The 14855-nt window shown below is 43.6% G+C and carries 12 protein-coding genes; 3 read left to right on the plus strand and 9 right to left on the minus strand.

The features are described 5' to 3' along the window. Window positions 1-23 precede the first annotated feature (23 nt). Window positions 24-1517: a xylulokinase gene (xylB, locus tag KJS58_RS18455; RefSeq protein ID WP_213534686.1), complete on the minus strand. Its 1494-nt coding sequence runs from the start codon at window positions 1515-1517 to the stop codon at window positions 24-26. A gap of 152 nt (window positions 1518-1669) precedes the next feature. Beyond that, window positions 1670-2986 carry a xylose isomerase gene (gene xylA, locus KJS58_RS18460; RefSeq protein WP_213534688.1) on the minus strand — a complete coding sequence of 439 codons (1317 nt, stop codon included), beginning with the start codon at window positions 2984-2986 and terminating at the stop codon, window positions 1670-1672. A gap of 343 nt (window positions 2987-3329) precedes the next feature. On the opposite strand from xylA, the gene KJS58_RS18465 reads away from it, so the two are divergent. Together KJS58_RS18465 and KJS58_RS18470 are read left to right on the plus strand one after the other, a co-directional pair. After that, on the plus strand, window positions 3330-4490 hold the full coding sequence (locus KJS58_RS18465) for an ROK family protein (protein WP_213534689.1): 1161 nt from the start codon (window positions 3330-3332) through the stop codon (window positions 4488-4490). A gap of 155 nt (window positions 4491-4645) precedes the next feature. Continuing rightward, window positions 4646-4843: a hypothetical protein gene (locus KJS58_RS18470; protein WP_211749725.1), complete on the plus strand. Its 198-nt coding sequence runs from the start codon at window positions 4646-4648 to the stop codon at window positions 4841-4843. A gap of 112 nt (window positions 4844-4955) precedes the next feature. Here the strand turns inward: KJS58_RS18470 and nagZ are convergent, their stop codons facing one another. Then, entirely contained in the window at window positions 4956-6281 is a 1326-nt protein-coding gene (gene nagZ / locus KJS58_RS18475) for a beta-N-acetylhexosaminidase (RefSeq protein WP_213534691.1), read from the minus strand. Window positions 6282-6498: 217 nt separating this feature from the next. Then, window positions 6499-7446, minus strand: coding sequence for a thioredoxin-disulfide reductase (gene trxB, locus KJS58_RS18480; RefSeq protein WP_213534693.1), 948 nt, complete (start codon window positions 7444-7446; stop codon window positions 6499-6501). 336 nt (window positions 7447-7782) lie between these two features. Between trxB and KJS58_RS18485 the strand changes: the two genes are divergently transcribed. Then, window positions 7783-8514 (plus strand): ZIP family metal transporter, encoded by a 732-nt coding sequence (locus KJS58_RS18485; RefSeq protein WP_213534695.1) that lies wholly within the window; start codon window positions 7783-7785, stop codon window positions 8512-8514. Between the two features lie 114 nt (window positions 8515-8628). Here KJS58_RS18485 and KJS58_RS18490 read toward each other — a convergent pair whose 3' ends face one another. From KJS58_RS18490 to KJS58_RS18510, 5 genes are all read right to left on the minus strand, one after another. After that, complete coding sequence (locus KJS58_RS18490) at window positions 8629-10578, minus strand: heavy metal translocating P-type ATPase (RefSeq protein WP_213534697.1); 1950 nt, start codon at window positions 10576-10578, stop codon at window positions 8629-8631. 354 nt (window positions 10579-10932) lie between these two features. After that, window positions 10933-12246, minus strand: a complete 1314-nt coding sequence (locus KJS58_RS18495) for a homocysteine synthase (protein WP_213534699.1) — start codon at window positions 12244-12246, stop codon at window positions 10933-10935. A gap of 194 nt (window positions 12247-12440) precedes the next feature. Beyond that, window positions 12441-13283: a sugar phosphate isomerase/epimerase family protein gene (locus KJS58_RS18500; RefSeq protein ID WP_213534701.1), complete on the minus strand. Its 843-nt coding sequence runs from the start codon at window positions 13281-13283 to the stop codon at window positions 12441-12443. A gap of 29 nt (window positions 13284-13312) precedes the next feature. Next, on the minus strand, window positions 13313-14065 hold the full coding sequence (gene kduD / locus KJS58_RS18505) for a 2-dehydro-3-deoxy-D-gluconate 5-dehydrogenase KduD (RefSeq protein WP_213534703.1): 753 nt from the start codon (window positions 14063-14065) through the stop codon (window positions 13313-13315). A 19-nt stretch (window positions 14066-14084) separates the two neighbouring features. Next, a complete protein-coding gene (locus KJS58_RS18510; RefSeq protein WP_213534705.1) occupies window positions 14085-14837 on the minus strand; it encodes a DeoR/GlpR family DNA-binding transcription regulator in 753 nt (250 codons plus the stop codon). Window positions 14838-14855: the final 18 nt, after the last annotated feature.

Below are 14855 nucleotides of genomic sequence, written 5' to 3' on the forward strand. Positions count from 1 at the left end.
CGGTTATTTGGGGGTGCCACTATCTATCTGTACTGTGCGAGTTTCTCATTTAATTCACGTGTCTGTCCGTAAATCTTCTGATAGAGCGCGAACAGTTCATTGTATACTGCAGCGGTCTCCGGATTTGGCTCATAAGTTTTCGCAGGGCGGATAAATGCTGCCGCACACGCCTGCAAAGAATCAAACCATCCACATCCGTAAGCCGCAAGCATGGCAGCGCCCATTGCAGGACCTTGTTCGCTTTCAAGCTTCACAATTCGGCTGTTGAAAATATCTGCCTGCATTTGCAGCCATGTTTCATTTTTAGCTCCGCCGCCAATCGAAACAACTTCATTAATTGTCTTACCGGATTCACGGATAATATCAATGGACTCTCTTAAAGAGAACGTGATACCTTCGAGTACAGCACGTCCAAAATGAGCAAGAGAATGACTGGCGTCTAAGCCGATAAAGCTTGCGCGAATATTCGCATCAGGATGCGGAGTTCTTTCACCAACGAGATAAGGAGTGAATAACAGTCCTTTACTGCCTGCTTGGATGGCATCAATGCCGCTAAGCAGTTCATCAAAGGAAAGATCTTTTGCAAAAGTATCCTTAAACCAGGTCAAACTATACCCCGCAGCAAGGGTCACACCCATGATATAAAAAGCATCTTTCTCTCCGTGGTTAAAAAAGTGTACTTTCCCTTCAAAATCGAGTTCTTTACGTTCTTCATAAGCTAGTACAACCCCTGAGGTTCCGATGCTGCTCATCGTCTGTCCTTCATTCAGAATGCCAGCGCCAATCGCCCCGCAAGCATTGTCTGCTCCCCCGGCAAATACTTTCGTGTTTGCAGTAAGCTTGGATGCTTCTGCAATCTCTGGAAGCAGGGTTCCCACCTCTTCAAAAGACTCGACCAGTCTTGGACAAAGAGAAAGTGGAAGTGAGAAGGCTTCTGCAATTGTTTGACTCCAGCTTTTGCTTGCTATATCTAGCAGCAACGTTCCCGCCGCATCGGAATAATCCATTGCAAAGTCGCCAGTTAACCGGTAACGAACGTAGTCTTTAGGAAGCAGGAATACAGCTGCCTGCTCCATGATTTCAGGTTCATGCTTTTGCACCCATAATATTTTAGGGAGTGTAAAACCTTCTAATGCCCGGTTTTTCGCAATCTGTAAGAGATCTGCCCCTAACGTTTCCTCGATAAGGCGGCATTCTGCCGTCGTCCGTGTGTCATTCCACAAAATAGCAGGGCGCAGCACCTGACCATCCTTATCAAGTAACACGAGTCCATGCATTTGGCCAGAAAAGCTAAGACCTGCTACTTCCTCAGCCGAAATGTTAGACATTTCCATGAGCTTACGAAGAGACACTAACGTCTGCTCAACCCAATCCTCTGGATTCTGTTCGCTGTAGCCCGCTTTGGGTTGATACAGCGGATACGGCTGTGATGATTCGAATAAAACTTCCCCGCTGCGGTTCACCAGTACCGTCTTCACTGCACTTGTTCCTAAATCTACCCCAATAACATAACTCATTGTATTCCTTCCTCCTCTATGTCCACTTGTTTCTTCCTTTACATAAAAAACGTCCCCGCACCTTTCGCATACGGGCGAAAAAGGCCGGGGACGATCCGTAAAGTCTAACTAACGTTGTGGCGTCCTGTTGGCATGATCAAGGCCGAAAAGTATTAGTCAGCCAAGATATACTGGTTAAGTGTCGCTTTCAGAAGTTCTTGACGACCTGATTTATTAGCACGTGGTGTTTCATTATTCAGAGCGTATTCAGCAAGGGAGCTGAGTGTTGCTTTTCCTTCTACTACATCAGCACCGATACCCTCTTTAAAGCTTGCATAACGATCTTCGATAAAGTTATCAAATACACGATCTTCGATCAGTTTTGCAGCGACTTTTAGACCTTTCGCATACGTATCCATACCAGCAATGTGAGCAAGGAACAGATCTTCTGGTTCGAAAGAAGAACGACGTACTTTTGCATCAAAGTTTACGCCGCCTTTACCAAGGCCGCCATTCTTAAGTACTTCATACATGGTAAGTGTTGCATCATAGATATCTACTGGGAACTCATCTGTATCCCAACCGATTAAGAGATCGCCTTGGTTCGCATCCAGTGATCCAAGCATACCGTTAATACGAGCGACACGCAGTTCATGGTCAAATGTATGACCTGCCAGCGTAGCATGGTTAGCTTCAAGGTTCAGTTTAAAGTCTTTATCGAGGCCATATTTTTGCAAGAATGCAATGGAAGTGGCAGCATCGAAATCATACTGATGTTTTGTCGGCTCTTTTGGTTTAGGCTCGATCAAGAACTGAGCGTCAAAACCGATTTCTTTTGCATAATCTACAGCCATATGGAACATACGAGCAATATTGTCCTGCTCAAGGGCCATATCTGTATTCAGCAGCGTATCATAACCTTCACGTCCGCCCCAGAATACATAGTTTTCTGCACCAAGACGTTTACCTACTTCAAGACCTTTTTTAATCTGTGCTGCCGCATGTGCATATACATCTGCATTACATGTAGAAGCTGCACCATGCATAAAGCGAGGATTTGTAAACATGTTTGCTGTATTCCAAAGCAGCTTTTTGCCTGTTGCTTTCATTTGTTCTTCAATTAGATCTACGATGGTATCAATATTGCTGTAGAACTCACGCAGACTGTTTCCTTCTGGAGCGATGTCTACATCGTGGAAACAGAAGAAAGGAAGATTCATTTTTTCCATGAATTCAAATGCTGCTTCTACACGAACTTTCGCAAGGTCAAGTCCAGAATATTTATTATAAGAACGAACAGCAGTTTCTGCACCAAAAGGGTCAGCGCCGCCCGCTGTTAATGTATGCCAGTAAGCCATACCGAAACGGAAATGTTCTTCCATTGTTTTACCTGCTACGACTTCTTCCGGATTATAAAATTTAAATGCCAAAGGATTCTTCGATTCTTTACCTTCAAATGCAACTTTGCTAACGGATTCAAAATAAGCCATTGTTACAAAGCCCTCCTCTAAATTGGTCTAATGTCCGATTCGCGAAATCGTTTACACCGATATACTAACACACCCTCTGCCACTTTGTCTATTGGTTAAACAAAGTTTGTTTATTCTCTTTTTTTTCTGGTACAATAGACTTTACTTGAATTCATTTCATAACACTGATCATTGCTTTAAGCAGAGTATCTATAGATCAAAATGGTTCCATTTTCTATATAGTTTCAAATTTATCTTTTTAATGAGTTATGAATTCGATTCACTTAAGTTTCTTAATACGATAAGTTTTCGTGAACTTTTCGTAAATCATGTAATGTAAAATCCTGAAGGGACGTGCTGATTCATGGCAATAACCGGAGATCAGGCTCTGGTCAAAAAAATTAATAAAACAATTATTTTAAATACGATCCGGGAACATGCACCTTTATCTAGAGCCAACGTGTCGACTCTATCTGGATTAAATAAAGCAACGGTATCTAATCTTGTGGCGGAACTTATAGATGGGCATTTAGTCACTGAACTTGGTCCAGGTGAATCCAGTGGAGGACGCAAACCGCTTATGCTTCTATTCAATAAACACGCTGGTTATGCAGTGGGTCTTGAAGTCAGTGTGAAACGTATACGAGGTGTTCTAACCGATCTTGCCGGTGCCATTATTGCTGAGGATGTTCAGCCTCTTACAAGTCACGACGTTTCATACGTCTGCAGTTCTATCGTCTCTATGACGAACGGGCTGCAGCTACAAGCGCCTCCTTCACCCCACGGTATCATTGGTGTAGGAATTGGAGTACCAGGTATGGTGGATGAAGAAGGAACCGTTCTATTTGCACCGAACCTTGGGTGGAATATGGTTCCTCTACGAAGTATGTTAGAAAAAGAACTGGAGCTCCCGGTCACGATTGATAATGAAGCCAATGCAGGAGCACTTGGTGAACTTCATTTTGGAGCGGCTAGAGGAACACGTCATCTGATATACATCAGTGCGGGCATTGGGATTGGATCTGGTATTGTAATTGATGGGGAACTTTATAAAGGCGCATGGGGTTATGCGGGAGAAACAGGACATATGTCCATTGATGCAGAAGGAAAGCAGTGCTCCTGCGGAAATCGGGGGTGCTGGGAGCTTTATGCATCTGAAAAAGCATATGATGAAGCCAGCTTGCAGCTTCCTTCCCGTTCCACTTCGGATCTTACGATCCTTGCTGCCAAAGGTGACCCGGTCATTCTTGAACTCTATAAAAGCATGGGACACCGGCTGGGTGTCGGGATAACAAACATCGTAAATAGTTTTAATCCAGAACGCATCATTATTGGCGGACCCTTATCAAAAGCACAAAAATATATAGAGAGCTCACTGCAAAGAGTTGTTGCAGAGCGAACACTTCCCTACCATCGGCGTAGTCTCCATATTGAATTCGCTCAACTTGGAGCAAACTCGACCTTAATCGGTTCTGCTTATGGAGCCATATCCCAATTTCTCGGGCAAATTCGAGTTCGATCATAATTGTAAAAAATTTACTGAAATAGACAAAAATTCGCCCTATTTTCTGGACCGTTACCTTCCGTATCCAAGGTATAATAAGTCTTATTATGTGTCATTTATTACTGCAAAGCTCCAACTTGCAGCTATACTTCACGCACGGAATGGAGAGAACTCTCGTGACTTATGTGGATACTTCCGATATTTCAGCCGCGATGTTCATCACGGTCCTGCTTTTCCTTATTATTATTGCTCCCTTGGTAAGTCTAGGAATTCTTAAGTTATTTCAGGGTAAGAAAAAACAGGCATTATGGTATGTTCTATCGGGTGTAGCCGTCTATTTTATATTCCAGTGGTTTATGTGGTTTGTTTTTTAGCTAACGTTTCACTGCTTATTTCATTATTAAAAAAAGAGAGAGACATGATTTGTCTCTCTCTTTTTGTTTTATCTCAAACAACACGCCCCGCTTCTTCTCTGTGATGTGCTCATCAATTCTGTTTCGTCCGGTTCGCCACTTGCTGATGTTCATCAGAGCCAAATTTGGTAAGTGCGTCTTCCGTTAGCTTCGCATCTGATTGTATATATTTTTCCTTCAATTTCAGTATTCGGAGCACATGTTCATCTATTTCGGCCTCGGTTAACCTTCCCGTTTCTACTGCGGTTCGTATGGCCTCATATGCTTCTGATGCTTTGTCTGGAGTGTGACCAAACAAAAGGATATCGACTCCAGCCTCAAGCGCCAAAACAGCTGCCTCTCCTGAGCCATAATTTTGTTCGATTGCTCCCATCTCAAGGTCATCCGTTATAACAACTCCATCGTATCCAAGATCCCCCCGTAAAATATCTTGAACCATGACAGAAGACAGAGATGCCGGTTTTCCTGAGGAATCGATCTTTGGATACTTGATATGAGCTACCATGATCATGTCTGCTCCTTCTTCTATTGCTTCGCGAAAAGGAATCAGTTCTCTTTCTTCTAGCTGAGCTTTCGTCTTGTTAACAACCGGAAGACTTTCATGTGAATCAACCGATGTGTCTCCATGTCCAGGAAAGTGTTTTATAGCAGAGATCATACCCGTTTTCTGTAGTCCTTTCATTACAGCGATCCCATGAACGGATACTTCTGCAGCGGTGGTGCCATAAGCACGATCACCAATTACCGTATTCGCAGGGTTGCTAAAGATATCAAGTACAGGAGCATAGTCTACATTAAATCCAAAAGCACCAGCCTCTTCTCCAATAACTCTGCCCACTTCTTCGGATAAAGCTGCATCTCCTATCTTCCCAATCATAAGACTGGATGGAAACTCCGTTTTGCCCTCCGGTAAACGAGACACCCGCCCGCCTTCTTCATCCAAAGAGATAAAAAGCGGTCTATTTTCTGCTGGATTATTTGATTTTATATCATTAATAAGTTCTAACAGCTGTTTCTTGCTCTCAATATTCTGCTTAAATAGGATGACACCGCCGATTCGGCCTGAAGCAATTAACTGTGTCTCTTCATGTGAAAGATCTGTGCCCGAGAAACCTGAGATCATCAGCTGACCTATTTTCTGTTCCAAGGTCATCGACATGAGTTCTGACTTATACTTGTCGGACTCATCGATTGAAGTAACACGATTAGGTTCATGCGACTCCGTATAATCGAGACCCTGTTCGGTATTTTCTTCTACTTTATTCGGTTTACTTTCTGCTTGGTGACTATTTAATTCCGTTAGGGAATCGGCTGATTTTTCAGGGATAACTGCTTCCCTAGAACAACCCATCACTAAAAACATAAGTAACAGTACCCATAGATAATAACTAGTTTTCATGGATTATCACTCCTACCCTACCATTCTACTATCGTATGATTCCCTTTATATAGATAAAAAACCGCATCCATAAAGGATGCGGCTTTAAGCTTCCATTGCATTACCTCAACTGAATAAAATTAGTAAAAATTCTATTCACTTATTTACGGTAATCTGAATATATAAACTAGGCGAATCAATTTCATAAATTTAATGAGTTATGAAATTGATTCAGGTACTAATTCGTTACTGCGCTGTGCTCAAGACTTTCGATGAATCTTTCCGTATCCATCGCTGCTTTACATCCACTGCCTGCAGCTGTAATCGCTTGTCTGTAACGCGTATCCTGAACATCTCCGCAAGCGAATACGCCAGGTACATTCGTTTCACTCGTGCCAGGGTTAACAACAATATATCCGTTTGCATCCGTAGTCAGTTGACCACCCAGGAACGCTGTGTTTGGATTATGACCAATGGCAACAAATACACCGCTCGCTTCAATAATTTCTTCTTCGCCGGTAGCATTGTTAAGCACTTTTAAGCCTTTTACTCCGCTTCCATTTTCACCTGCAAGGATCTCAACAGGTGTGCGATTCAGTGCCCATTCGATTTTTTCATTATCGCGAGCACGGTCCTGCATAATTTTTGAAGCACGAAGTTCTTCACGGCGATGCACGAGTGTTACTTTAGACGCGAAACGAGTCAGGAAGTTTGCTTCTTCCAACGCAGAATCGCCGCCGCCGATTACGATAATTTCTTTACCGCGGAAAAAGAATCCATCGCATGTTGCACAAGTACTTACACCATAACCTACGTTTTCTTGTTCTCCAGGAATACCGAGGTATTTAGCAGAAGCTCCTGTCGAAATAATAACCGTCTCGGAAACAATTTCGTCTTGTCCTTCGACCTGAATTTTAAAAGGACGCTCTACCATATCAATACTATTAACCCATCCAGTACGGAATTCTGCACCAAAGCGCTCCGCCTGTTTGCGCATATTATCCATAAGTTCAGGCCCCATAATACCATCAGGGAAACCAGGGAAATTTTCTACTTCGGTTGTTGTTGTGAGTTGGCCTCCCGGTTCTGGACCTTCAATTACAAGTGGTTTCAAATTGGCACGTGCCAAATAAATTGCAGCAGTCAGGCCGGCTGGACCTGTTCCGATAATAACTGATTTATACATTCACTTTACCTCCCGATTTCTTCCGCAAACACTAAAGTAAATGAACTTCGAATGAACCAGGGGCGAACAAGCATACAATAAGTTATTACCTTACTCGCCTGGAAGACAACTTATAACACATCAACGCTTGTCATCCATTCACGAATGGGAAATAATATAATGAATTGCTTTACCCGTTCATGTTATAAGTAAACTTTACGGAAAAGGAATACATAATTTATAATAATTCTAATCTAGATTTAATTATGATCATTTTCAAAGTCGCTGTCAATGCTCTTTGCCCGCCTTAATCCTGATCTAAATAGAAAGACAACAAGAGGAGGTATTCGAAAGTTTATGACAGAAGCAATGATTGGAAGTATTATCTCTGCCTTGTCTACCGGACTTGGGGCAATCCCGATTCTATTTATGACAAAGGTAACTCACCGGCTGCGAGATATTTTGCTCGCTTATGCTGCCGGAATCATGACATCGGCATCCATGTACAGTCTTATCCCTGAGGCTCTCAGCCAATCGAATCTTATTATCCTATCCATTGGAATCATGGCAGGAAGCTGTGTGTTGCTCATCTTAGAGAGGTATATTCCGCATATCGATTTAGAGAATCCGGAATCACGGCCATTTAATATTGAAGGCAAGGCTTTCCTTATCATTGCTGCGATCACGATGCACAATCTTCCAGAGGGACTGTCCGTTGGGGTAAGTTATGCAAGTTCAGACGACAGTCTAGGTAATCTGATTGCCTTGTCGATTGGTCTGCAAAATGCGCCTGAAGGATTTCTTGTAGCCCTGTTCCTAGTGAATCAAAACATCGGCCGATTTAAAGCGCTCGGTATTGCTACGTTAACGGGAGCAGTCGAGATTATTACGGCGTTTATTGGATACTCGCTAAGCAGTGTAGTTGATGGTCTTGTTCCTTACGGTCTTGCCTTTGCTGCAGGAGCAATGATGTTTATTGTGTACAAAGAACTAATCCCTGAAAGTCACGGAGACGGTAACCAGCGTGTAGCTACGATCTCTTTCCTTCTAGGTCTCATCACGATGATTACCCTTACTGAGATTTTCTAGATGCATCTACTACGAAAATAACCTGCACTTTACAGCAAAAAGCGTCGTTTTCACGACGCTTTTTATTTTTCCGATCTACTTTTTCTCGTATCTTATCTGTTTTGCTCTACCGCGTTATTTTAATAATCGCAACCCATTTAGAATAACTAAAATCGTACTGCCTTCATGACCAATAACTCCAAAGGGTAAAGCGACCTCGGTGAGGAAGTTACCTGCAATAAGCAGCGTAATTACGGAAATAGCAAAAACAATATTTTGTTTCACTACTCTCGCTGCTCTTCTAGACTGCTTAATACTCCAAGCGATCTCTTCAATATTGTCATTCATCAGGACCACATCAGCTACTTCGATAGCCGTTCCGCTTCCAGACATGCCCATCCCCATCCCTACTGTAGCTGCAGCTAGAGCTGGTGCATCATTCACTCCATCTCCAACCATAACTACATGACCATAGGTTTCACGGAGCTTACGTACCTGTTCTACTTTTTGCTGTGGCAAGAGTTCAGCATAGACAAAATCTACACCCGTCTCTTCTGCTATAACGTCCGCGGTGCCTTGGCGATCCCCTGTCAGCATAGCGACCTTGACTCCTAATTGTTGCAATCGTTTCACCGCATCCGCTGCCTGTGGACGTACCGTATCACGCATCGCAATGATCCCGGCTATGTCGTCACCTCGCATAATGACGGATACTGTTTTTCCTTCTTGCTCCAGGGATGCTCTCGTATGAACCCAGAACGAATCAACCTCTCCCTGATCGAGCCTATCCGTCTTACCGATACTCCATTTCACACCGTTTACGATTCCTTCAAGTCCCCACCCTGTGATGGACTGAACTTCATCAGCCTCAAGAATTTCAGCTCCTGATATGCGTGCCTTATTTACAATCGCTTCTGCGAGGGGATGCATAGACTGGCTTTCAATGGCAGCAGAGACAGCAAGCAACTGCATTTCGTCATAACCTTCTGCTGGATACAAGTCAGTTACTTCGGGAACTCCCCGTGTAAGCGTACCTGTCTTATCAAAAGCAACAACAGCCGTTTTAGCCATATTTTCCACATGTGCTCCGCCTTTAAAGAGAAGTCCTCTCCTTGCACTGCTTGAGATGGAAGAGAGCATCACTGGCATGATCGAAGCTACCAGCGCACAGGGAGAAGCTACGACAAGAAATACACATGCTTTGTAGAATGAATCTCCCCAGGTCCAGCCAAACAGGAGGGGAAGTGCCCCAATGATAACAAGCGTAATCGCTACAATGAACTTGGCATATATTCCTTCAAACTTCTCTATAAATCGCTGAGATGCGGGAACTTCGCTTTGTGCTTCTTCTACTAACTTAATAATCTTTGAAAAAAGTGAATTCTCGGCCCGCTGAGTCACCTCAATGTACAGTGCACCTTCTCCATTCATCGTTCCTGCAAAAACTTCATCTCCGGTTGTTTTTTCTACCGGTGTAGATTCTCCTGTAATGGAGGATTGATTTACAGCAGAATATCCTTTATAGATTCGGCCATCCGAAGGCATTAGTTCTCCAGGTTTCACTAAAATTAAATCTCCTGGCACAAGTTCTTCCGCCTGGACAAGCTCCATAGTTCCATTATCGATTCGCAGCGCCGTTTCCGGCTTCAATGAAATAAGGGATGAAATATCCTTATGACTGCGTTCTGTTGTATAACTCTCAAGGGCTCCACTCAGTGCAAAAATGAAGATGAGCATAGCTCCCTCATTCCAGTAACCAATCGTTGCTGCACCAACGGCCGCTGCAATCATAAGCAGGTTTACATCTAAATCCCGCTCCTTAACCAGCGTCGCTACCCCTTCTTTTGCTTTGGTCCATCCACCGATCGTGTAAGCTGCAATATACAGCAGAATGGACAGAAATTCATGACTGCCGGAAACTCCCCATGCAACGAGCATCATCACCCCGCTGCCAAGCGCTGCCTGCATCTCTTTGTTTTGAAGCATCATTTTAAAATTCGGACCTCGTTTGCGCCCTGGCTGAGGAGCAGCAGAATTTCCTTTCACTTGTGTAACCGTATTTAATCTCTTATTTATTGCGTCCATGCTGATCACTTCCCTCTCTTTTTTATTGTCACTTTCGGTCGGCTAATTGAGAATGAGATCCATTGTTAGTGCCCTTAAAATGGCACATGCTGCTTCGGGAGGCCCGAAGCAGCATGGATTTATCGACTATTGAGTTGAATTATTCTTCTATTATTGCTGAGAATGATAATCAATATTGCATCAGTACAATTGTTTTTATCTAATGCAACTTTTTTATTATTATATTCCAGATTCCTGAAGTTGTAAACAAAGTTTTGTTAAGTAATGAGCTGAATTTAGAATTCATTTATGAACAAAAAAAAGCACCCCATTAGGGTGCTCACTCATCTATTCAATAATGACTATAACTTTGGTTTAAATACGGGATACAGCTGTTTGCTGACTCGCGGCAATGGCCTGTTCAAGATCTTGCAATATATCCTGGATATTCTCTGTACCAACCGATAGACGAAGCAACTCTGGATGTACCCCGGCTGCCTTCTGTTCATCCTCGCTTAACTGCTGATGTGTTGTACTTGCTGGGTGAATAATAAGTGACTTTGAATCTCCTACATTCGCTAAGTGGGAGAACAACTGTACATTTTCGATTAACTTTGCCCCTGCCTCTGCTCCGCCTTTAATACCAAAGGTAAGAATGGCTCCCTGCCCTCTAGGCAGGTATTTCTGTGCAAGCGAATAGGAAGGATGGCTCGGTAATCCTGCATAGCTTACCCACTCTACATCTGGATGGCTTTCTAAATATTCAGCTACTTGCAGTGCATTGGAACTGTGGCGTTCGAGACGGAGATGAAGGGTCTCAAGTCCCTGCAGTAATAACCATGAATTAAAGGGTGCGATACTCGACCCCAAATCACGAAGCAACTGGACTCTGGCTTTTATAATGTAGGCTAGCTCTCCTACCGCCTCTGTATATTTTAACCCATGATAACTTGGATCCGGTTCTGTCAGACCAGGGAATTTGCCGCTCGCACTCCAATCAAACTTCCCGCCATCAACAATTACTCCCCCAATAGAAGTACCGTGTCCGCCTATGAATTTGGTAGCTGAATGAACCACGATATCAGCTCCATGTTCAATAGGTCTTAATAGGTATGGACTTGGGAACGTATTATCTACGATGAGAGGTATTCCACTATTATGTGCAATCTCTGCGACCGCTTCAATATCAAGTACATTCCCTTGCGGGTTTCCAATGGTCTCTGCATAGATGGCTTTTGTCTTATCTGTAATCGCGGCTCGAAAGTTTTCAGGATCTGTAGAATCTACAAAATGAACGGTAATCCCAAGCTTCTTCAGTGTATTAGAAAATAGATTATACGTACCGCCATATAGGCTGGAAGAAGATACGATTTCATCCCCACTGCCCGCAATATTTAGGATAGAAAAGGTAATTGCAGCTTGACCTGAAGCTGTGGCAAGCGCTCCTGCCCCGCCTTCAAGAGCGGCAATCCGCTTCTCGAACACATCCGTTGTAGGATTAGTGATTCTTGTATAAATATTTCCGAATTCTTGAAGGGAAAATAAATTAGCCGCATGCTCACTATCACGGAATCCATAAGAAGTCGTCTGATACAAAGGAACCGCTCTAGATAAGGTCGTAGGATCAATTTCCTGACCTGCGTGTACAGCGAGCGTTTCAAAAGCAAAATCCTTTTTGTCATTTGACATATTACTTATTCCTCCTTAACGAGATGGCTACCTCGCATTTTCCATATTCTCTCACAACTTGAACCTTTTGAAAAGAATTAAATCCGAGTTTTCCTATAAATATTATAATAAAACCGAATCACGAATAAATTATATAAAAAAAACACCTATCATTGAGTTACGAATGAAAGGTGTTCTCTGAATTTCACGATAGGTTATTGCCCTGCATGCCACAACCGGCGCAGATAGGCGGCTGCATCATCTGCTTGCTCTGCCGTTACCCCTTCGAGAGAGATATCGATGTGAGGTTTATAGGTTTTGAGCAGTTGAAAAAACAAAGGATAATCAAGGATACCTTCACCAGGCAGCGGATTATATTTTTTACCGTTTACATCAAAAGCAACATCTTTGGCATGAATCGCAATCATACGATCAAATAACTTATCGAAGACATCTTTCAAGAAATCGGCCTGATTCACGACATGCTCTAACTTCATCAGGTTACATGGATCGAACAGCAGGCCAACACTGGAGTTCGGAATCTCCTCAAAAAGACGCTGCATATGCTCTGTGGTGTGCATTGTGTGCACAGAAACAGGTTCAATGGCTATATTTACGCCCCATCGATCTGCCTCTTCTGCCAGCTCCATCACTGAATCACGCAGTACAAGGTACCCTTGCTCCTCATAAGATTCGGGATGCGATCCTTGGTAAGTCGTGAGACTTCCTGTTTCCGTTGCCACGATGCTGCAACCAAAATCACGGGCATACCGCAAATGCTCCTTAAACCTAGCGAGTTCAAGCTTTCTTGCTTCCGGATCAGGATGAACAGGATCAATATAGCATCCAAGAACGGCAATGCGAATTCCTTCATTATCAAATTGTTCGCCCACCCAATGAGCAAGTCCTGGGCTCAGCTTCCCGTTCGATGAATCGATATCAGAAAGCGCTTTAGAAAGTGCGAGCTGAACAGAAGTAAATCCGCTGCCCGCAATACGGCGGGCTAGATCTGCTGTTTTCTGTTTACCGAAGGTATGAGCCAGTACTCCAAGTTTCATTCTCGTAATCCTCCTTTAGGCGAGAAATGCTAGCGAGCAAGCCAGCCCCCATCTACATTCAGTACATGACCATTCAAATAATCAGATGCATCCGATGCGAGAAATACAACAGGACCTTTTAGATCGTCTGGGGTTCCCCAGCGACCAGCCGGAATCCGTGCTGTTATATCTTTATACCGATTTTCATCTTCTCGAATCTGCTGCGTATTGCTTGTAACCATATAGCCGGGAGCAATCGCGTTGACTTGGATCCCTTTTCCGGCCCATTCATTCGCCAAAGCCTTTGTCAGTCCAGCTACTGCATGTTTACTCGCCGTATATCCAGGAACGTTGATTCCGCCTTGATAGGAAAGCATAGAAGCAATGCTGATAATCTTACCGCTTCCCCGTTCAATCATATGCCGGCCTGCAAGTTGACTAAGGAAAAACACGGTGTTTAGGTTCAAGTCGATTACGTCGTGCCAATCTGAAGCTGCGTGATCCGCAGCCGGTGTGCGCCGAATGATCCCTGCATTGTTAACAAGGATATCTATTTTCCCTTGGAAACCAAGAGCCTCTTCAAAAACACCAGCCAGCTCTTCCTCTATACTTAAATCTGCTTGAATAGATATCGCCTTACGTCCAAGGGCTTCAATGGCCTGTACAGTCTCTGTAGGCAAAGTGTTCGAAACCGCAACAATATCTGCTCCTGCCTCAGCAAGCCCCAGTGCCATGCCTTGTCCCAGGCCGCCGGTTGTTCCGGTAACCAATGCTACTTTTCCGCTCAAGTCAAAAATACTCATCTTTCCCGCCTCCTGCAAGTTAATAATCGATGGATATCCCTGCATCTTTATAAGGAGCCAGTATGCTCTCATCTAGAGCACGATCACTGATTACCTTATGAACCTCCGGTAGCTGTGCAAATGTACGAAGGGCAAAATTCCCGAATTTATAATGATCAACAACCGCATAGACATGCTGTGCAGTTTGAATGAGTGCTCTTTTTAATGGGACCAGATCACCGGTATAGATCGAAAAACCAAACTCTGGATGAAGAGCCGTAGTAGAAATAAATGCCTTGTGGATGTTCAGATTTCTAATAAAATGCTCCGTATCTTCACTAACCAGCATATTTCTTACTCGCGATCCCCCAGGTACAACGAGGCGGATTTGGTCTTTTTTGGTGAGCTCTGCAATGATAAATAGATCGTTTGTAATCACGGTAAGGGGTTCATTAGGCAGCAGTCTAGCAATCTCGAGCGTTGTACTGCCGCCGTCTAGAGCGATAATATCTCCCGGTGTAATATAAGTGATTGCCCGCTCCGCAATCTCTATTTTCTCCGAGTTATGCTTCTCCAGCGCCCCTCTGCTGGTGAGAATACCATACTGATCCTTCTGAGCCAGCATCGCACCGCCATGTACTCTCATCAGGAGTCCCATTGATTCCAGCTTATCCAGATCCTCACGAATCGTCTTTCCTGTTACATCCAGCTTCTCGCTCAGTTCACTGACTGTAACTTCTTTCTGTGCAAGCAGCGTTTCCATAATCTTTTCGTGCCGTTTCATTGAGTTCATAATTGGTTCAACTTCCTA

This window comes from Paenibacillus sp. J45TS6, from assembly GCF_018403285.1.
Taxonomy (GTDB): Bacteria; Bacillota; Bacilli; order Paenibacillales; family Paenibacillaceae; genus Paenibacillus.